The 18733-nt window shown below is 38.3% G+C and carries 20 protein-coding genes and 1 pseudogene; 10 read left to right on the top strand and 11 right to left on the bottom strand.

The window, feature by feature from the left end; translation table 11 throughout:
- From MHH40_RS01600 to MHH40_RS01610, 3 genes are all read left to right on the top strand, one after another.
- The gene (locus MHH40_RS01600) at window positions 1–651 is read left to right on the top strand and encodes a helix-turn-helix transcriptional regulator (protein ID WP_003211123.1); all 651 of its coding nucleotides are present in this window, start codon (window positions 1–3) and stop codon (window positions 649–651) included.
- An 11-nt stretch (window positions 652–662) separates the two neighbouring features.
- The gene (locus tag MHH40_RS01605; protein WP_050944882.1) at window positions 663–1037 is read left to right on the top strand and encodes a RidA family protein; all 375 of its coding nucleotides are present in this window, start codon (window positions 663–665) and stop codon (window positions 1035–1037) included.
- Between the two features lie 73 nt (window positions 1038–1110).
- Complete coding sequence (locus MHH40_RS01610) at window positions 1111–2214, top strand: threonine synthase (protein ID WP_050944883.1); 1104 nt, start codon at window positions 1111–1113, stop codon at window positions 2212–2214.
- 1017 nt (window positions 2215–3231) lie between these two features.
- Here MHH40_RS01610 and helD read toward each other — a convergent pair.
- On the bottom strand, window positions 3232–5577 hold the full coding sequence (gene helD / locus MHH40_RS01615) for an RNA polymerase recycling motor HelD (protein ID WP_050944884.1): 2346 nt from the start codon (window positions 5575–5577) through the stop codon (window positions 3232–3234).
- Window positions 5578–5689: 112 nt separating this feature from the next.
- Here helD and MHH40_RS01620 point away from each other — a divergent pair, with 112 nt between their 5' ends.
- Both MHH40_RS01620 and MHH40_RS01625 read left to right on the top strand, forming a co-directional pair.
- Window positions 5690–6331, top strand: coding sequence for a TetR/AcrR family transcriptional regulator (locus tag MHH40_RS01620; protein WP_050944885.1), 642 nt, complete (start codon window positions 5690–5692; stop codon window positions 6329–6331).
- 170 nt (window positions 6332–6501) lie between these two features.
- The gene (locus MHH40_RS01625; protein WP_050944886.1) at window positions 6502–7419 is read left to right on the top strand and encodes a class I SAM-dependent methyltransferase; all 918 of its coding nucleotides are present in this window, start codon (window positions 6502–6504) and stop codon (window positions 7417–7419) included.
- Between the two features lie 36 nt (window positions 7420–7455).
- On the opposite strand, the pseudogene MHH40_RS01630 reads toward MHH40_RS01625, so the two are convergent.
- A pseudogene (locus MHH40_RS01630) lies at window positions 7456–7675 on the bottom strand (IS3 family transposase); the annotation flags it as partial.
- Window positions 7676–8630: 955 nt separating this feature from the next.
- Window positions 8631–8744, bottom strand: coding sequence for a maltose acetyltransferase domain-containing protein (locus tag MHH40_RS01635; RefSeq protein ID WP_080984779.1), 114 nt, complete (start codon window positions 8742–8744; stop codon window positions 8631–8633).
- A 184-nt stretch (window positions 8745–8928) separates the two neighbouring features.
- Between MHH40_RS01635 and MHH40_RS01640 the strand changes: the two genes are divergently transcribed.
- From MHH40_RS01640 to MHH40_RS01650, 3 genes are all read left to right on the top strand, one after another.
- Window positions 8929–10107, top strand: a complete 1179-nt coding sequence (locus MHH40_RS01640; RefSeq protein ID WP_050944888.1) for an MFS transporter — start codon at window positions 8929–8931, stop codon at window positions 10105–10107.
- Between the two features lie 193 nt (window positions 10108–10300).
- Window positions 10301–10636, top strand: coding sequence for a hypothetical protein (locus MHH40_RS01645; protein ID WP_003210975.1), 336 nt, complete (start codon window positions 10301–10303; stop codon window positions 10634–10636).
- 43 nt (window positions 10637–10679) lie between these two features.
- Window positions 10680–10805 (top strand): hypothetical protein, encoded by a 126-nt coding sequence (locus MHH40_RS01650; RefSeq protein WP_003210976.1) that lies wholly within the window; start codon window positions 10680–10682, stop codon window positions 10803–10805.
- A gap of 53 nt (window positions 10806–10858) precedes the next feature.
- Here the strand turns inward: MHH40_RS01650 and parC are convergent, their stop codons facing one another.
- From parC to MHH40_RS01665, 3 genes are all read right to left on the bottom strand, one after another.
- Window positions 10859–13297 (bottom strand): DNA topoisomerase IV subunit A, encoded by a 2439-nt coding sequence (parC, locus tag MHH40_RS01655; RefSeq protein ID WP_050944889.1) that lies wholly within the window; start codon window positions 13295–13297, stop codon window positions 10859–10861.
- Between the two features lie 2 nt (window positions 13298–13299).
- Window positions 13300–15267, bottom strand: a complete 1968-nt coding sequence (gene parE, locus MHH40_RS01660; protein ID WP_095117801.1) for a DNA topoisomerase IV subunit B — start codon at window positions 15265–15267, stop codon at window positions 13300–13302.
- Window positions 15268–15681: 414 nt separating this feature from the next.
- Window positions 15682–16095, bottom strand: a complete 414-nt coding sequence (locus MHH40_RS01665; protein WP_050944892.1) for a CoA-binding protein — start codon at window positions 16093–16095, stop codon at window positions 15682–15684.
- Window positions 16096–16249: 154 nt separating this feature from the next.
- Here MHH40_RS01665 and plsY point away from each other — a divergent pair, with 154 nt between their 5' ends.
- Both plsY and MHH40_RS01675 read left to right on the top strand, forming a co-directional pair.
- A complete protein-coding gene (plsY, locus tag MHH40_RS01670) occupies window positions 16250–16831 on the top strand; it encodes a glycerol-3-phosphate 1-O-acyltransferase PlsY (protein ID WP_003212462.1) in 582 nt (193 codons plus the stop codon).
- A gap of 99 nt (window positions 16832–16930) precedes the next feature.
- On the top strand, window positions 16931–17218 hold the full coding sequence (locus MHH40_RS01675) for a HesB/YadR/YfhF family protein (protein ID WP_003210876.1): 288 nt from the start codon (window positions 16931–16933) through the stop codon (window positions 17216–17218).
- 39 nt (window positions 17219–17257) lie between these two features.
- Here the strand turns inward: MHH40_RS01675 and MHH40_RS01680 are convergent, their stop codons facing one another.
- The 5 genes from MHH40_RS01680 to MHH40_RS01700 all read right to left on the bottom strand — a co-directional run bounded on the left by MHH40_RS01680 (window position 17258) and on the right by MHH40_RS01700 (window position 18674).
- Entirely contained in the window at window positions 17258–17569 is a 312-nt protein-coding gene (locus tag MHH40_RS01680; RefSeq protein WP_050944893.1) for a hypothetical protein, read from the bottom strand.
- A 3-nt stretch (window positions 17570–17572) separates the two neighbouring features.
- Complete coding sequence (locus MHH40_RS01685) at window positions 17573–17995, bottom strand: acyl-CoA thioesterase (protein WP_003211985.1); 423 nt, start codon at window positions 17993–17995, stop codon at window positions 17573–17575.
- Between the two features lie 103 nt (window positions 17996–18098).
- Window positions 18099–18341, bottom strand: a complete 243-nt coding sequence (tlp, locus tag MHH40_RS01690) for a small acid-soluble spore protein Tlp (RefSeq protein WP_050944894.1) — start codon at window positions 18339–18341, stop codon at window positions 18099–18101.
- Between the two features lie 13 nt (window positions 18342–18354).
- Entirely contained in the window at window positions 18355–18498 is a 144-nt protein-coding gene (locus tag MHH40_RS01695; RefSeq protein WP_008357830.1) for an acid-soluble spore protein N, read from the bottom strand.
- 50 nt (window positions 18499–18548) lie between these two features.
- A complete protein-coding gene (locus MHH40_RS01700; RefSeq protein ID WP_003211002.1) occupies window positions 18549–18674 on the bottom strand; it encodes an FbpB family small basic protein in 126 nt (41 codons plus the stop codon).
- Window positions 18675–18733: the final 59 nt, after the last annotated feature.

An 18733-nucleotide genomic window follows, 5' to 3' on the forward strand; every position in this document is an offset into this window, starting at 1 on the left:
ATGGAACATATTAAAAATTTATTAGAGAGTTATATTCCTTTAGCAAAATCTACAGCAAAAATGTTTGGACCAAATTGTGAAGTGGTTATTCATGATTTAACGAACCCTCAAGCATCTGTCATGTTTACAGTAAATAACCATGTGACAGGAAGACAAATCGGCCAATCATTTGATCATCTAGTAAAGACTGTATTACAATCAGAAGATTTTAAAGAAGATTATCTGGCTGGTTATACATTTGTAACAGAAGATAAGCGTACGATTCGTTCTTCGACTTCATTAATACGTGATTCAAAGCAAAAAGTGATTGGTGCTTTCTGTATCAACTTTGATGTTGAAGCACTGAATCAAATGCAGCAATTTATGGATACTTTTCTTTCTACACAAGTGGAAGCTCCAGAGAAAGAAACAACATCAAATGATGATCTTGAAAATGTGGAAGAAATAGTAGATCAATTGATTCAACAAATCATTCAAAACAGTGTTCATCCAGTCATGAAACGTCATGAAAAAATTGAACTAATTAAATTCATGGATGAAAAGGGCATTTTTTTAATGAAAGGATCTGTTGAGAAGGTCGCATCTATGTTAGGCATTTCCAAAGTAACCGTCTATAGCTATTTGGATGAAATCAAAAATAAATCGAGGTAAGGAGAGTCAAAATGGAAAGCATACTCGAGGTAGGAAATCTAAAATCAAACGGACACTATGCATTCGCAACCATTCATCAAAACACGGTCTATGTTTCAGGACAATTTGCCATCAATCCCGAAACGAGAGAAAAAGAGTTCGGCCCCATTGAAGAAGAGACATTACAAGCGCTTAAGAATGTAGAGATGATTGTAGAGGCTGCTGGAAGTAACAAAGAGAAGATTTTGCGCATGACATTATACATTTCGGATATTCACTTATGGGACAAAGTTGATGCTGTTTATACTGATTTTTTCGGTGAACATAAACCAGCACGTACTATTGTACCAACGAATGAATTACATTTTGGTTTCAAAATTGAAATTGATGCCATTGCATATATTTAAGATCTTTTTTTTGCCTACTCTATATAAAAAATTATATTTCGTATAAAAAAATATTTGAAGGGGTTGATGATTGATGAATCAATTGATTTGTAACCATTGCGGGAAAAAGTATGAGATGACACCAACTCTATGGAGATGTGATTGTGATGGAGTATTAAACCTGGTGAAAGATACCCCGAACATAGATATCGCAGCTTGGGATCACTATCCAAACTCATTATGGCGTTATGTTGAAACCATGCCATTTTCAAAAGATTCTAAGACTTGGGAAACTGTCACAATGGGGGAGGGTCAAACCCCTTTAATCGTTCTAGATCCTAATGAGCCAAACACCTATGTCAAAGTTGATTATATGATGCCGACCTTATCCTTTAAAGACCGAGGAGCCGCAGTTCTAATGACAAAGGCTAAGGAACTCGGGGTATCAAAAGTGATTGCTGATAGTAGTGGGAATGCAGGAACGGCGATTGCAGCTTATGCAGCACGCTGCGAGATTGCCTGTGACATCTATCTAAGCGATGACACTTCTCCTAAAAAGGTCGCTCAAATAAAAGCCCATGGAGCAACGATTAAAGAAATTCGTGGTACTCGAGAGGATATTGCAGCCGCAGCCCAAAAAGCAGTAGACGACGAAGACGTTTTTTATGCAAGCCATGTCTATAACCCTTATTTTTTTGAAGGAACAAAAACATACGCCTATGAAATCTATGAGCAACTAAAAGGAGCACCTGATGCTTTAATCATTCCGGTTGGAAATGGTACTCTCCTCCTAGGTGCGTATTATGGTTTTAAAGAGTTATTTGAAAATGGTCTCATTCATAACATACCGAAAATCGTTGCAGTACAAGCGAAAAACTGTGCACCCCTTGTGAAAGCTTATCAAAATGAAGAAAAATCAGCAGCACCTGTGACGAATAAAGGGACCTTAGCAGAAGGGATCGCCATTGCTGCCCCGGCGCGCTCCAAACAAATTTTAGAAGCTGTACTAGATACGAATGGTACATTTATTGATATTGAAGAAGATGAGATCTTAAATGCACGATCTAAACTGAGTGAAAAAGGATTTTATGTCGAAGTGACATCTGCAGTCAATTTTGCTGGCTACATGAAATATCAAAAGGAACCAGAAGAAACCATTGTCATACCTCTTTGTGGTGCAGGGATTAAATCAAAATAACCTTAGGGGAAAATCACGCAGAACTCAGGTAGAATAGAGAGTTGCGTGCCTCGTGACCTATTATATGATCAATCAGGAGTGACGTTTGCGAGTGTTGAAAACATTGATCATTACAATTTGAAAACGGAGGAATGATTCGTGGGATTGGATTTTACTCATTGCGAAGCACATTGGTCTTACACCGATTGAGAACTTTGCAGATGACATCATTCCTTTGCTGGAACTTTCGGATTCTGATAGCTACTTAATGCCAGATGTTTGTAGGACCGTTGCAGTTAGATTACGTCAACTGATCCACAATTGGCCTGATGATGATATAGATAAAAAGAACGCTCTCTATCTGGCAGAAGGAATGGAGTTAGCTCATCAACAAAATGAGCCAATAGGCTTTATTTAAAATTAAGAATTGTCATATGACAGCTCATTTAACTCAAAAACCTCTATGGAGGTTTTTGAGATGATGCACAGAAGGGAAGATGTACAAGAAGGTAAATATAGATCCATTGAATGCTTCATTGACACTAGTGAAATAAGGATTCTATAATTTAATGGATCCAATTTTTATACTCTTTTCATAGAAGTTAAAAGTGGATCCATAATGAACGACTAATAAATCAAAATAAAGATAAGAAGTAGCAAAGTTTTCTTCTCCTAGCAAATCAAGTGTAAACACCATGGAAATAGAAGGTGAAAATTGTTAGCTATTCGGCACCTACACATTCCTCCAAGATTATTTCATCATTTGACTCCGAAATTAGTAAAGAAATGTAGACTTCGTACAGTTACAGATAGTTGATGACTTAAAAAAGAGCCAGCTCTTTTTGGGGTCCTACCAGCCAAACGCGGAAAACATACGCTAAGACAATTTCTAGATGGATAAAGCCGATTTTTCCTACGCTAAGGATTCATCGGCTTTCATATTTAATGTCAAAGAAAAAGAAGCATCCGCAAATCTGGCAGGAATTGAAGTGATAGGGCGGCTTTTAAACGCTTAGCAATTCCTCATTGAAATTATACTCAAACTGTAATCTCATACGAATTTTCAGGAATCTTATTCATAAACGTGCTCATTTCCCCTACGGAGAAAAGATGAAGCTCGTGCATAGCCCTCGTACATGCAGTGTAAAAGAGTTTCCTTTCAAATTCTCTTCCATATTTTATATTAGAAGCATCGTATATGATCACAGCATCAAATTCGATTCCCTTTGCTAAATAAGCAGGGAGAATTAAGATACCTTTTTGATAGGAAATCGCACTTTGTTCAATCATCTTGAGATCCATTTGCTTACTCAATTGCTCATAGGATTCCTTGCATTCTTTTCCCGTTTTACATATCACAGCGATTGTTTCATGGTTTGCTGACTGCAGTTGACGAATCTTCTGTGTTATTCGAGATTGAAGGGTGTCAAGATCCTCAACCTTCGTAAAAGTAGGCTTCTGACCATCTCTGTTAAAAGCTTCAATAGTTTCTCCTTCTTCTATAATTCCCTTTGTGAATTCAACGATTTGACGAGTTGAACGGTAGCTTTTCGTTAACTCTATTCTCTCAAAATTTTCTTTTACATATAATTCGCTTGATAGTAAGGTTGGTGCATTTAGTGTATGGGCATATATCGCCTGATTAAAATCACCTAGAATCGTCATTCGGCAATAAGGAAAAAGCTGCTTAAGAACAAAAAACTGAAAGGGTGAATAATCCTGTGCTTCATCAATTAATAAATGGCGTATTCTTGTGTTTATTCTTTTTCCCTCAAGTTTATCTTGGAGATACAAATAAGGCGCTGCATCTTCATACGTCATTTCTTTTCTTTGTAGCTTTTTTAATGTATACGAACAAATTTCTTCCCAACTTTCAGGAAGTGTACCTTTAAGCTTTTGAAGGATGTTGTCTTTCTGTTTAAACAGTTGACAGTAAATCGCCGCTACATTAATAAACTTTAGTTTCTTTACAGCTGTTCGTATTGGTTTAAAGTGTTTTTTGACAATCATTTTAGCTATTTTCTTTTGCTCCTGTTCAAAATCGTCGAACGTATTCTCAGAAAATCTTCCTTCCTTCAGTAGCTCACTATAAACTTTTGTATACTCTTCAAGTTCTAACAGATCACTCTCTTCTATTACCCAATCTTTGGTTCTTTCCAATTTTTCTTTCTTTCCTAACTCTTTTAGAAGCCATTCCTTTACTAACTGCATACGATTTGGAATGGAGATAGATGCATCTAGTGAATAAAAATAGTTTTTAATTTGTTCAGCTCTAATCAACATTTCTCCTCGGAAAGAAATATTTTTAAAGATAAGCTCTTCACTCGAGAGAATAACAACATAGGAATCAATCAAAGCTTTAAAATCGCTACTCGCTTTATACCGTATTCCTTTTCTTCTTGCAGGATACTTTTTATGGTCCTGACATGTAAGCATATATTCCATTTGCGTAAACGGATGTTCAACATCAAATTGTTTTCCAAGACGCTTCTCCACATATTCTTGGAATGTGAGCTGCTGCATATTGTCCTCCCCTAAATCAGGGAGGACAGAAGCAATGTAGCGATTAAATAAAGAATTAGGTGAAAAAAGCATAATATTTTCAGCCGTGATCTCATTCTGGTAGTGATATAGCAAATAAGCAACTCTTTGAAGAGCTGCAGAGGTTTTCCCACTTCCAGCAACCCCTTGTACAACTAAATACTTGCTTTTCACGTTACGAATAATCTGATTTTGCTCTTTCTGAATGGTAGCAACAATACTTTTCATATTGGTACTCGCATTATTGCCAAGTACTTCTTTCAAAAGTTCATCGCCAATGGTAACATCCGTATCAAACATCGTTTTGATTTGCCCATCTCTCGTGATAAACTGACGCTTTAACTCTATTTCTCCTTGAATTATCCCTTCTACTGTTTCGTATTGGGCTGATCCTGGAGAGTAATCATAATAAATACTGGAAATAGGGGCTCTCCAATCATAAATAAGAAATGTTTCTTCATTTTCATCCATTAAACTCGAAACTCCAAGGTACACGTTATTTGTTGTCTCCTTACCATTTTCGAGAAAATCAACACGGGCGAAATATGGAGAATCTTTTAATCGAGATAAGGTCTTCCTCTGCTTATCTAGCTGACGGTGCGTTCTTTCTCTCTCGGACAGCATCTCCGCCTGCTGTCTAATGCTTGATAAGGTTTCACCAGCATCTTCAGGATTATCTAGATTTATTTTTACATCATCCCAAAAGGTTTTCTTTAGATGAATGACATCTTTCTTTAATCCACCAGAATCATGATCCAACTTAACGACTTTTTTTTCAATTTCTCTTAAAACAATACGAATGCGCTCCTCTTCATACTTTCGCACTTGGTTTCCATTCTTCACCTCTTCACACTCCTTAAAGATGTTAAAAGTAAATAAATAATACATCATTGACCGTCGGTCGGTCAATGATGTATCTTTAAAAGACAATTATAAGTCTCGAGGGGGGAGTTCCATGAAAAGAATTGTCAAAAAACCCGAAGAAAGAAGAAGCGAGATTATTTCCGTCGCAAAAGATTTGTTTTCATCTAATGGGTACGAGAATACTACGATTAGCGATATTATTAAAAAAATTGGAGTTGCAAAAGGCACTTTTTATCATTATTTCAAGTCAAAAGATGAAATTGCGGACGCAGTAATTCAAGACTCTATTGATTCAAGTGTTCAAGTGTTTAAACAAATTAATAATAACTCCGATTTAAAAGCAATAGAGAAGTTTATAAATATTATTCAGTTTTTTTCACAGGAAACATCAAATCATTTCAGTGATGGATTAATGACTCATTTACATCACAAAGATAACGTTCTTCTACATCAGAAAATGAAAGTTTGCATGATAAAAGAATATGTACCAATTATTTCATCTGTTTTGAAGCAAGGAGTAGAAGAAGGTGTATTTCACACGGATTTTCCAGATGAAATTACGGAATTCTTATTAGTCGGACTCCATTTTATGCTTGATCCCAGCCTTTTCTCATTGACTCACGAACAGCTCATTGCCAAACTAGATGCGATTGACGAGATTTATGAAAAACTATTAGGTGCTCCAAAAGGTAGCTTCCCTTCAATAAAACAATATTTCGAAAAGTTGTATTGACCTTGTTAAAGCATTTAAGGTTACGAAATAAAACAAAAAAATTCGATTTACGCTTGACGAAATTTTTTATTTGTGCTATAATTTACTTTTGTTTTTTTCGGTTATATAATAGGGTTCTCCTGGCCAGGGGAACCCTATTTTTTTGTTCTATAATAAAGGAGAGTGTTTGTATGAAGAAAGATGAGTCAAGTGTAACTTCGTTAATATCAGCTTTTGGCAGATCCTATCATAGTCAATTTGATGATACCCCTAAAATCTTTAATGATTATTTAGCTAAAGACTTAATTTCCGAAAAAGAATTTAATGACATCAAAGAGAATATGGTTCAAGGCATACATTTCTTCAACAAAGATATCGCACAAAAATTCGAGGGGAATACAGAAGAAATATTAAAATGGATTACACAAGTACAACTTTCTCCAATAACCTTATCACGTGCTGCGTATTGCGAAAAAGTATTACTTAATGAGGTAGCTTTAGGTTTAAGACAATATGTCATACTTGGCGCTGGATTAGATACTTTTAGTTTTCGACATCCAGAATTGGAAAACATCTTAGAAATATTCGAAATTGATTATCCTACTACACAGGAATTTAAAAAGAAAAAACTGGACGAGGCTAATTTAAAAATCCCAAGTAATCTTCATTTTGTTTCTATGGACTTCACAAAAAAATTGTCCTATCAAAACCTAACAGGTAAAGGATTTGATAACAAAAAGACGTTCTTTAGTCTTTTAGGTGTTTCATACTATTTAACTAAAGAGGAAGTTTCAAGCTTAATAGATTATTTATTCACCAAGGTTCCATCAGGAAGTTCAATCGTTTTTGATTATGCAGACGAGAAACTATTCGAAGAAAAAGGAACCTCTAATAGAGTTGAAAATATGTTGAAAATGGCTTCAATAGGCGGGGAACCAATGAAATCATGTTTTTCTTACTTTGAAATTGAGAAGATGTTAGAGAAATCCGGTTTATTAATTTACGAACACCTATCACCGGCTCAAATTCATGAACTTTATTTTAAGAATCGTAATGATTACTTATCTGCTTTTGAAACGATTCATTACATTCATGCGATAAAAAAATAAAACATATTAAAGATTAGTAAATATTTTGAATCATTTTTTCAGATGGACATCTCGGTTATGAAGATTCCAATGTTTCACCAAATAGTAGTAGGTACTTCGCGGAATACCTGCGATCTTAAGCAGTGCTTTCACCGGGTATTTATGCCTTAAATCAAAGTTCCATCGATCCTTTAGCTGGTGCTTGCTTTCCTGTTTTTTTCATAGACGGACGCCCCTTTTTCATTGATTTGGGGGCGTCTTCTCCTTGTGTTTCCATGATAGACGTCCCATGTGAAGTACGTCTAGTTTATATTTGACTGGATAATTTGTATATGACATGGAGTAGATCTGGCAGGGGATTCTTGCAGAATCCTCGTGCTTGATGGTAAGCCTAACTCATACACAGCAAGAGAACAATATAATTCTATTGTGCGAGAGGGATGTGCACAAACTGCTCAAACGATTACAGGGGGTGGGAAGGGCAGTTAGGTCCGGAAGTGACCACTGCGCTGTATTTATTTCAGATAATTCACTACTCCAATTTATCGGTATTGAAGAAAATCGAGAGTTCTTTAATTCGACTAAAAGATCACAAATTGATTTTGGTCTTGAGTTATTTGGTGATAATAAGCCCAATACTAGGAAAGAGGCTTTAACAGAGATTTTTGAGGCAGAAAGGGCTTGTTTAACTGGCGATCCACCCTTTGCGAAAGGCCTTTTGAAGTTAAGTATTTCAATAAAGATAACAAGCTTTTAAAAACATTTTTTAATATGTGGGTGAAGTCGAGGGATGGCAATTAGGTAACAATAATTAAATTCAAAATAATTTATTGGACATAGAGGTTTTTGATATTACATACAAAAGGGCAGTTGGAGATGGATAAGAGGGAGTGTACAACAATGGATTCACATTTACCTTCTAGTACAGAACAATTGCATTGCGTCTGTTTATTTTCATTTTTTAGTTTACATAATATATATTCTAGGAAGTTAAACAACGAATACATTTTTCATGTCTCAAATTTAAGCATACTTATCTTATTGAGACAAAAAAGGAAAAATCAAAATCCTTCGCTTATTCGCCAGATTTTGATTCATCTAGATATTTCATGATTTTCGCAGGATTTCCGCCAACTTGCCAAATTCAATGCCTTTTGCACGTTCTATTGGTTCAAAACGACATCATTTCCGCAAGCACCTAATAATTCCTTTAATAAAATGGCTGTTCTTTTTTATGGCTGGTATGCAAAGGTCAATTGTCTCGCTCTTTCACGATCTGCGATCAAGGTTTGGGCACTAGATACATAATGTTTTCCTTGGATCATTTTTTCCTTCTCACTTTTCATATTGATCCTCTCCTCCCCTTTTTCTTTATTTTACCTTCTCTTCAGAAGAATTTGTGAAGGCATGATTTCTTTTGAATAGAATTGGCCATGTTCCTGCCATAAGTTATTTACGAATCGACCCGTCTCATTTATAATCGAGTAGATTTGTTCAGTAACAGATACATCTTTAAATGTGAGGGATTACATGGAATTAAAGTGGTATAAAGCAATCATCATCATTTTCACGATGTCTGGTATTTCCATTTCCACATGGTTTTCACGGACACCAGAAGTGAGAGATTTATTACAAGCCAATACAGGAACGATGGGACTCATTTTACTCGGATTATCCGTTGGTTCAATTGTTGGGCTTGTTCTTTCAAATGTATTTGTTCGAAAAAAAGGCGGACGATTGGCGATTGTGATTAGTGCTTTTTTGATGTTTCTTGGATTCACCACTCTTGCTATTGGTTCGACCCTCTCTTCTATCTTTGTCGTCACGGCTGGGCTATTTCTTTTTGGAGCAGGCTCAGGGATGTGCAATGTGGCGATGAACCTAGAAGGGACAGAAATTGAATACAGGATTAAGAAAACCATTTTGCCTATATTGCACGCTTCCTTTAGCATTGGCACTTTAATTGGAGCAGGTGCTGGCATTCTTTTTATTCATCTAGGGGTCTCTGTGTTGATTCATTTACTTGTCATTGCCCTTCTCTTCTTTCTCAGCATCCTAATTTGTACCCGGTATATTCCGCATGGGACTGGAATGGATCAGCATGAGAAGCAGTCGCAGTCAGATACAATAGATGATACTCAAACGCCATGGCTGAACAAACGGACGATATCTCTTGCGATGATCGCCTTATGTCTTGCGTTTGTCGAAGGGTCTGCTAATGATTGGATTCCACTTGCAATGGTGGATGGATACCAGGTTTCACATTCCATGAGTACCGTCATCTATGCATTATTTTTATGCGGGATGATTAGCGGCAGATTAATCAGCGGACGTTTGATCGACCGTTTCGGCAGGGTGTTATTGCTAAGAGTTGCGATTGTATCAGCTGCTGCTGGACTATTCTTGGTCATTTTAAAGATTTCACTTGTGGTATGTATGATATCGATCTTTTTATGGGGACTTGGCGCTTCTTTAGGCTTCCCGCTAACCATTTCTGCAGCTGGTGATGATAGCCGGTACGCCGTGAAACGCGTCAGCATTGTGACCTTATCAGGTTACACCGCCTCTCTTTCTGGGCCGCCTATATTAGGGCTGCTTGCCAATCAAGTAGGACTGCTTCATGCCTTTATTTTTGTGTTATTCGCCATATGTATTGCAGGAATCTTTACAAAAGCTGTCGCAAAACCGCGTACATCACAAGTTCACTAAAAGTGTCTGATCCTCGATCATGGCACTTTTTTTAAATTAAAAAATAAAATTGAAACCTTTCATGAAGTGAAACAGTCCTATAAATGTCCTGATGTTTATCGCTTTTTTAAAGAGGGAAAGTGAAAAAATAAGACTTTTCAAATAACAGAAAACGTGGTAAGATCATGAAAATAAACAGGAAGGGGTGAGATAAATGAAAAAAAATATGTTGCTAAAATTAGCTGTCTTATTCATAGCACTTGCAAGTTTTCATTTGTTCTCAATGCCTCATTCCGTTCAGGTATACCATCATGCAAAGGTGGTTGCCGATCAAGAATCACATGAGATGAAAATCGCTCAGACCATGGGCGATGAAAAGAAACAAAAACATGTGAGCGCAGTATTTGCCGCATTTACAGTACTGCTGATGATTGGCAGTATGACAGCTGGATTTGCACGCATCACTCATACTGATCAATATGACCGGAAAAAGAAGCATTTACTTGCAGTGTTCTATCAATCTTCTTATTTCCGACTGTCTCGTGTTTAACCCAACCATCTAAATCAAAACAAAAATTGGGAGGTTTTACACGATGTTATTTTTCTTAAGAGTATTCATTCTAGGTCTATTCTCTGTCACTTCACTTTCTCTTTTCGTCTACCAAGGAATTGAAGTAGTGCACGCCATTACAAACATGTTTGGCAGCCACGAGAGCTAAATGACCCGTATATAAAAGAAACCCCCTGTTTATCGCAGGGGGTTTTCGTTTGCTTATTTATTGTCATCTGGTGCAGGTTGAGGTGTGACAAGGACATGCGTTACTTCTCCCTGCTCTTCCTCATCTACAATAAATGATCCATTGCTATAACGGTCATTCGCTCTGAGAGTAGAGATATCAAGCGGAATCGTTGCACCCTTCTCTGTATCCATTTCAAGTGTGTCGTGCAGTGATGCAGCAATGACAGCCACAATACGATGCGGGTTTTTCTTTAATTCTCTTAGCATCAGAACTCCGCGTTTTGCTCTAGATGTTTTATCAAATTCAGAGAGGTTCATTCGCTTCACAGCCCCTCTTTGTGTCGTCAGCACAAGGACATCGTTTTTCGGATCAATGATCTGGCCAGAGACTACTTCGTCCCCGTCCTTCAAGTTGATGCCTTTAACACCAGCCGCTCTCGGACCAACAACACTTACTTCTTCTTCATCAAACCACAATCCGTAGCCATTTTTCGTCGCAATAAACAATTCCTGCTGTCCTGTTGTCACATGGACATCCACGAGTTCATCGTCCCCTTTTAGGTTCAAGGCGACAAGTGGTTTTGAATAGCGCTGCGCTTTATATTGAAGAAGCTCTGTTTTTTTCACCATTCCGCCCTTTGTAAAAAACAGCAGATACGATGTTTCATCAAATTCTTTAATTGGAATGGCTTTTTGGATGGATTCATCACGATCAATAGAAATGATATTCGTAATATGCTGCCCCATGTCTTTCCATCGTATGTCTGGCAGCTGATGCACAGGACAATAAATGTAGCTCCCTTTATTCGTAAACAATAGAAGGACATCTGTTGTGTTCATTTCAAACTGATGAATCAGGCGGTCTGTATCCTTCATGCCAAAGTCCTTACCGTTAGATGCAGCATAGGAGCGCTGGCTTGTCCGTTTGATGTACCCATCCTTCGTCACCGTGACGTAAACATCCTCTGAGGCAATCATCACTTCTAGGTTAATCTTAATTTCTTCGATTTTTTCCTCAATGACAGATCGTCTCTCATCAGCATATGTCTTTTTGAGCTTTTTCAAACTGTTTGTAATGACCTTTAGCAGCTTTTTCTCGTTACCTAAAATGTCTTCAAGTTCTGCTATACGCACATCAAGCTCACTTGCTTCGTCTCTTAATTGCGTAATATCCGTATTCGTTAAACGATATAACTGGAGGGAAACAATTGCTTCTGATTGTGCTTCTGTAAAGTCATATTTATCCATCAAGTTGTTTTTCGCATCTCGCTTATCATTAGAAGAGCGGATTGTGGCAATGACTTCATCTAAGATGGATAGCGCCTTAATTAATCCATCTACAATATGGTGGCGTTCCTTCGCTTTTCGAAGCTCATATGCTGAGCGATTCGTCACCACTTCTTTTTGATGAGCAATATATGCATCAAGTATAGTTGTGAGCGTCATTAAGGTTGGTCTACGATTATGTATCGCCACCATATTAAAGTTATACGGGATTTGCAGATCTGAGTTTTTATATAAGAAATTCAAAACACCATTTGCATCTGCTTCTTTTTTCAGCTCTACTACGATTCGAAGCCCAGTCCGGTCAGTCTCGTCTCGAACCTCTGAAATTCCTTCCACTTTTCTTTCAATTCGGAACTCGTCCATCTTTTTGACAAGGTTGGCTTTATTCACTTCATAAGGAATCTCTGTGATCACAATTTGCTGGCGCCCGCCGCGGATGGTTTCAATCTCCGCTTTTCCGCGAATCATGATCTTTCCTTTGCCTGTTTCATAGGCCTTCTTAATGCCGTCTACCCCTTGAATGATACCGCCTGTTGGGAATTCTGGACCTTTGATGACCGTCATTAAGTCCTCAACCGTACAATGCGGCTGTTCGATTCGTTTAATGACACCATCAATCACTTCTCCTAGATGATGCGGCGGGATATCAGTGGCATAACCAGCAGAAATCCCTGTTGATCCATTCACGAGAAGGTTTGGAAACATTGCTGGTAAAACAACTGGCTCCTTGCTTGTATCATCAAAGTTTGCGACAAACTCGACCGTTTCCTTGTCTAAGTCCTTTAATAGCTCTGAAGCAATCGCAGATAGCCTTGCTTCCGTATAACGCATGGCAGCAGGCGGATCACCATCGATACTCCCGTTATTTCCATGCATCTCAATGAGCACATTCCGTACTTTCCAATCCTGACTCATTCTCACCATCGCTTCATAAACAGATGAGTCACCGTGCGGATGATAGTTACCAATCACGTTACCGACTGTTTTCGCGGCTTTACGGAAGTTTTTATCTTGCGTGTTTCCTTCTGCGTACATCGCATATAAAATTCTTCGTTGTACAGGCTTTAGTCCATCTCGCGCATCTGGAAGCGCGCGGTCTTGGATAATATATTTACTATAGCGACCAAACCGGTCTCCGATTACTTCTTCTAATGGTAAATCATGAAATCGTTCTTGTTGTGCCATGTTTAAACCTCCTCAGCTAGCGACAAGTTTTCATTTTCAAGAATGTTGCTTTCCTCATCAAGTCCAAAGGCGACATTCTTTTCAATCCATTTACGACGTGGTTCTACTTTGTCACCCATCAATGTCGTGACGCGGCGTTCCACACGTGCAGCATCGTCGATTTTAACCCTGACAAGTGTTCTCGATTCTGGATTCATTGTCGTTTCCCATAGCTGGTCGGCGTTCATTTCACCTAAACCTTTATAGCGCTGAATCGTGTACCCTTTTCCAACTTTCTTCAGTACGTCGTCCATTTCTTCATCAGACCATGCGTACTCAATAACTTCTTTTTTACCTGAGCCTTTGCTGACTTTATATAAAGGCGGTAGTGCAATAAACACTTTGCCATGCTCAATCAGCGGCTTCATATAGCGGTAGAAGAACGTGAGCAGAAGCACTTGAATATGCGCTCCATCCGTATCAGCATCTGTCATGATCACGATTTTGTCATAATTGATGTCTTCTACATTAAAATCGACACCAACGCCTCCACCGATCGCATGAATAATGGTGTTGATTTCTTCATTTTTGAAAATATCAGCAAGTTTCGCTTTTTCTGTGTTAATGACCTTTCCACGAAGCGGCAGCACCGCTTGGAATTTACGGTCACGTCCTTGTTTTGCTGACCCGCCCGCAGAGTCGCCCTCTACAAGGTACAATTCGTTTCTTGCTGGGTTTCTAGATTGAGCAGGTGTTAATTTACCGCTCAGTGTTGCTTCGGACTTTTTCCGTTTCTTGCCGCTCCTTGCTTCTTCACGTGCTCTTCTAGCAGCTTCTCTTGCCTGCTGCGCTTTAATCGCTTTTCTCACAAGAAGAGTCGCTGTTTCACGGTTTTCTTCAAGGAAATAAGCCAGCTTTTCAGAAATAACAGCATCAACAGCTGAGCGAGCTTCACTTGTTCCAAGCTTTCCTTTTGTCTGGCCTTCAAATTGAAGCAGTTCTTCAGGAATTCTGACAGAAATAATAGCAGACAGCCCTTCGCGAATATCAGTGCCCTCTAAGTTTTTGTCTTTTTCTTTTAAAAGGGCTACTTTGCGCGCATATTCATTAAAGGCTCTTGTCATCGCCGTTTTGGCACCAGACTCATGCGTACCGCCATCTTTTGTTCTCACGTTATTGACGAAAGAAAGAATATTTTCCGAGTAGCCGTCATTGAATTGAAATGCAAAGTCTACTTCGATTGATTGATGCTCTCCTTCAAATGAGACCACTTCACTCAGAACATCTTTTTCTTCATTTAAATAAGCAACGAAGGCTTCAATGCCCGTCTCATAATAAAAGGTTTCTTGTACATCATGTCGTTCATCAATCAGCTCTATTTTTAATCCTTTCAATAAAAAGGCAGATTCTCTTAAACGTTCTGATAATGTATCGAAATTATAGGTTGTAACGCTGAACATCGATCGATCTGGTTTAAAATGAATCAGTGTTCCGGTTTTTTTCGTTTTTCCGACTTTTTCAAGTGATGTGGCAGGCTTTCCGCCGTTTTCAAAGCGCTGATGATAAATAAAGCCATCACGTTCAATTGTGACAGTAAGCCACTCTGACAGCGCGTTTACAACAGATGCCCCAACTCCGTGAAGCCCACCACTTGTTTTATATCCGCCTTGACCAAATTTTCCGCCTGCGTGAAGGACCGTTAAAATGATCTCAGGTGTCGGTTTTCCAAGCTTATGCATACCAGTAGGCATCCCGCGTCCTTTATCCTGAACGGAAATGCTGTTATCTTTATGTATTTTGACAACGATATGATCTCCATGGCCAGCGAGTACTTCATCGACAGAGTTGTCTACAATCTCATAGACAAGGTGATGAAGACCGCGTGAATCCGTTGACCCAATATACATCCCTGGACGTTTACGGACCGCTTCAAGCCCCTCTAGCACCTGAATAGAATCATCGTTATAATCTACTTGCTGCTTTTTAACCAAATGCTTAATCCCCTTTCACTAACAAACATAACCGGCAAACCATCAAATGATCTCTCTAGATTTTAATGATGATCATGCTGCTCATTACTGTCCACTTTAATAAGCTGCATCATCACCATGCATGTGTGATTCAACAACACATGCTCCTTAACGGCTATGAGAATGTTCTACATTCTGCAATGAGAACTAGAAGTCCATTATAAACAAGACTGTTTGATAAGCCAAATGCAATCATATGATGATTTTTACAAAACAGAACAAATGTTCTGTTTTTTATCTTATCGCTCTTTTGCTTGTTATGCAAGATCACCGATATGTCCCTGTCGCCTTATTTTATCGCTTTCTTCTAGAATCGCAAATATATTTCTGTAACAAAAAAGCAAAAATCCTTGAAAACCAAGGATTTTTGACGATTTAATGAGTTTTTGTCATTGCATGAGCCACCTTGATACATACATCCATGATGGCGACCTTGCCATTTTCCTCAATCAGCCTTTTCGCTTCTTCGTGATAAATGCCTTGCTGCGCCCAAAAAACAGGTGCGTCTATTTCAAGAAATTCTTCTGCTACCTCGGGCAAAAACTCTGAACGTCTAAAAACATTCACGATATCAACAGGCTCTTTGATATCTTTTAGTGAAGCGACTGCTTTCACACCAAGTGCTTCATCGATCGTTGGATTCACCGGAATGATCTCATAACCGGCATCCTGCATCGCTTTAGACACCATATATGACGTTCGGTGCGGTTGATCTGATAAACCAACAACAGCAATTCGTTTACTGCTTTTTAATATGCGGCCAATTTCTTGTTTCGAAGGATGATTCATCCAAACACCCCTTTTCCTCTATTTTAGCGAACTTCTGCTTAAAAACAAAGCTGAATCCATCTGCTTTTGATTTTTTCAAAAAAAGATCCCCATGTTTTTCATAAGATCATGTTAAAATGTAAGACAAGAGGGAGAATATAAAGGAGTTATGCAGATGTTAATTGCTTTGATGTTTATTTTGGCTTATCTTCTCGGCAGTATTCCATCCGGTCTCATTGTCGGGAAAGCTGCAAAGGGGATTGATATCCGTGAACATGGCAGCGGCAACCTTGGTGCGACGAATGCATTTCGTACGCTTGGCGTAAAAGCAGGGTCTATCGTTATTTCTGCTGATATTTTAAAGGGGACTCTCGCTTCTGCTTTACCGTTTTTCATGCAACTGGACATTCATCCCTTATTAGTAGGGGTTGCTGCTGTTATCGGTCACAGCTTTCCTATCTTTGCAAAATTTAAAGGGGGAAAAGCAGTCGCTACATCTGGCGGCGTGTTATTATTTTATGCCCCATTCTTATTTATCACGATGATCGCTGCTTTTTTCTTATTTTTATACATTAGTAAATATGTTTCATTATCATCTATGCTGACCGGCATCTATACATTCATTTACAGCATATTCACCAAAGACGTATTCTTAATCATTGTTGTTGCCGTTCTTGCTGGTTTTGTGATCTACAGACACATCGCCAACCTCAAACGAATCCTCAACAAAACTGAACCGAAAATCAAATGGCTCTAGCCGTTTCATAAGTTTCATTCTGTGGTAAAAGTAAAGAAAAGCTGTTTTTTGCATCCTGCATTTTAAAAAACAGCATGACTTCAAAAAGGGGCGATCACATTGAAATTAACGATAAAAGAAGATGCACTTAATTGGTACAAGGATGAATTAGATTTAGAAAAAGGTGATCAAGTTCGCTTTTTTGTGAGATATGGCGGGTGCAGTAATGTACAAAAAGGCTTTTCTCTCGGCGTCGCAAAAGATGAACCTCAAAATGCCGGCGCAACCGCTGAAATAGAAGGTATTACTTTCTTTGTAGAAGAAAGTGATATTTGGTATTTTGACAACCATGATCTGCATATTGATTATAACGAGTCTGTAAAAGAACCAGAATTTCATTATGAATAAACAAAAAAGATACCTCATCCCTCGGGTATCTTTTTTGTTTTATCCTTCAATATATAGCCCATACTCCTGAATGTTTCCTAAAGACCGCTCCTTTTGCAGGATTCTTTTTTGTGGTTCACCGATCAAGTCAAAGTGAGGAAACCCTGCGCGGTCATGAATCCATTCTTTTTTAAGTCCATGCTTTTCTCCCCATTCAATTAACTGCTTCATATCCTGACAGGCTGCTTTAGTGACGGTATTAGCATGCGGGAAACGGTCATCAAGCCAATAATGAGTTAAAAAGGCCATTTTTCCCTGCTGAACAGCTGATTTCCACGCATTTAGATCGCTTCTTTTAAGACCAAACGCCATAAGTTAAACCTGCTTCTTCGACTGTTCATATACTTTGTGCCAGGCAGGAAATGCTTTTCTAAATTGAATAGGTCTAAAGGTGTCTTTGTCTACACAAATATGCGAGGTTGTCCCTGTAATCGCTGTTTGTCCATCAGGCTTTTGAATTTCGTAGCCATACACCGTTTTGAGTCCATTGTATTCTTCAATCCAAGTATGAACGGTCGCTGTTTCACCGTACAGGAGTGGTTTTTTATATTTCACCTGCAAATCTATAACGGGTGCAAGAGCGCCGTCTGCTTCTAGCTGCGCATAGGAAAATCCTAATTCTTTAATCAGTGCTGTTCTGCCGACTTCCATCCAGATTAAATAATTGGCATGATACACAATGCCCATTTGATCTGTTTCTGCATAACGGACTTCTATTTCTTTTTTAGATACATACACGTTTTCATCGCTCTCCTATCAAAACCTAAGATCTCTGCCATTTTACCACAATCGAAATGGTTCTTCTAAAAGGAGGCAATAAAATAAACCAGGGATCCCTGGTTTATTCAGTATAGCCATTTTTTCTTGCTGCTTCTTCGTCCTTGATTTCAGAACGCATCGCATCTATGCTCATTTTTCGATTTTCATTTTTTTGCTTAATCATCTGTTTTTCTTGATCTGTCGAAAGGGCCATCGCTGCTTCAGATTCATCGATATTGTCAAAGGTGTTTTCAATCATATCTTGCAGCTTTTCAACATTATCAGAACGATCATCTGGATTGGATTGATAAGACTTTCCATTCATCTTGATTCCCTCCTTATTCGCCCTTCGTCTGGATCACATCAGGCTGTTCATTTGATTTATTATGCATCTTTTTACCTTTATTGCGTTTGTATGCTACAGGTTTTGTCCCTAAATGGTCTGGTGTAAACTGCGCTTGTTTATCATGCTCTCTACCCATCATTCATCCCTCCTCTTCTTTAGGATGAACGAAAAAGGATAATTCATAACTTATTTCTGTCTAAATCGCTCTTCCAACTTTTCTTCAAGCTGGTTTAAAAATTCCTCATTGCTTAATAATTCTTTTTTATTTTCAAGTACAAGCTCTTCAAATGTACGGCGTTTTCTTCTTCTCATTGTACTCACCTCCAGTGTTTGTATTTCATTTTCGCCAAAACATTTAGAAAATAAGCAAA

The sequence above is a fragment of the Bacillus sp. FSL K6-2431 genome, from assembly GCF_038005165.1.
GTDB classification, from domain to species: domain Bacteria; phylum Bacillota; class Bacilli; order Bacillales; family Bacillaceae; genus Bacillus; species Bacillus pumilus.

Coding starts and splice junctions, on each gene's coding strand:
- MHH40_RS01600 (WP_003211123.1), top strand. CDS start 1: ATGGAACATATTAAAAATTTATTAGAGAGTTATATTCCTTTAGCAAAA.
- MHH40_RS01605 (WP_050944882.1), top strand. CDS start 663: ATGGAAAGCATACTCGAGGTAGGAAATCTAAAATCAAACGGACACTAT.
- MHH40_RS01610 (WP_050944883.1), top strand. CDS start 1,111: ATGAATCAATTGATTTGTAACCATTGCGGGAAAAAGTATGAGATGACA.
- MHH40_RS01620 (WP_050944885.1), top strand. CDS start 5,690: ATGAAAAGAATTGTCAAAAAACCCGAAGAAAGAAGAAGCGAGATTATT.
- MHH40_RS01625 (WP_050944886.1), top strand. CDS start 6,502: ATGAAGAAAGATGAGTCAAGTGTAACTTCGTTAATATCAGCTTTTGGC.
- MHH40_RS01635 (WP_080984779.1), bottom strand. CDS start 8,744: ATGAAAAGTGAGAAGGAAAAAATGATCCAAGGAAAACATTATGTATCT.
- MHH40_RS01640 (WP_050944888.1), top strand. CDS start 8,929: ATGGAATTAAAGTGGTATAAAGCAATCATCATCATTTTCACGATGTCT.
- MHH40_RS01645 (WP_003210975.1), top strand. CDS start 10,301: ATGAAAAAAAATATGTTGCTAAAATTAGCTGTCTTATTCATAGCACTT.
- MHH40_RS01650 (WP_003210976.1), top strand. CDS start 10,680: ATGTTATTTTTCTTAAGAGTATTCATTCTAGGTCTATTCTCTGTCACT.
- parC (WP_050944889.1), bottom strand. CDS start 13,297: ATGGCACAACAAGAACGATTTCATGATTTACCATTAGAAGAAGTAATC.
- MHH40_RS01665 (WP_050944892.1), bottom strand. CDS start 16,095: ATGAATCATCCTTCGAAACAAGAAATTGGCCGCATATTAAAAAGCAGT.
- plsY (WP_003212462.1), top strand. CDS start 16,250: ATGTTAATTGCTTTGATGTTTATTTTGGCTTATCTTCTCGGCAGTATT.
- MHH40_RS01680 (WP_050944893.1), bottom strand. CDS start 17,569: ATGGCGTTTGGTCTTAAAAGAAGCGATCTAAATGCGTGGAAATCAGCT.
- tlp (WP_050944894.1), bottom strand. CDS start 18,341: ATGAATGGAAAGTCTTATCAATCCAATCCAGATGATCGTTCTGATAAT.
- MHH40_RS01695 (WP_008357830.1), bottom strand. CDS start 18,498: ATGGGTAGAGAGCATGATAAACAAGCGCAGTTTACACCAGACCATTTA.
- MHH40_RS01700 (WP_003211002.1), bottom strand. CDS start 18,674: ATGAGAAGAAGAAAACGCCGTACATTTGAAGAGCTTGTACTTGAAAAT.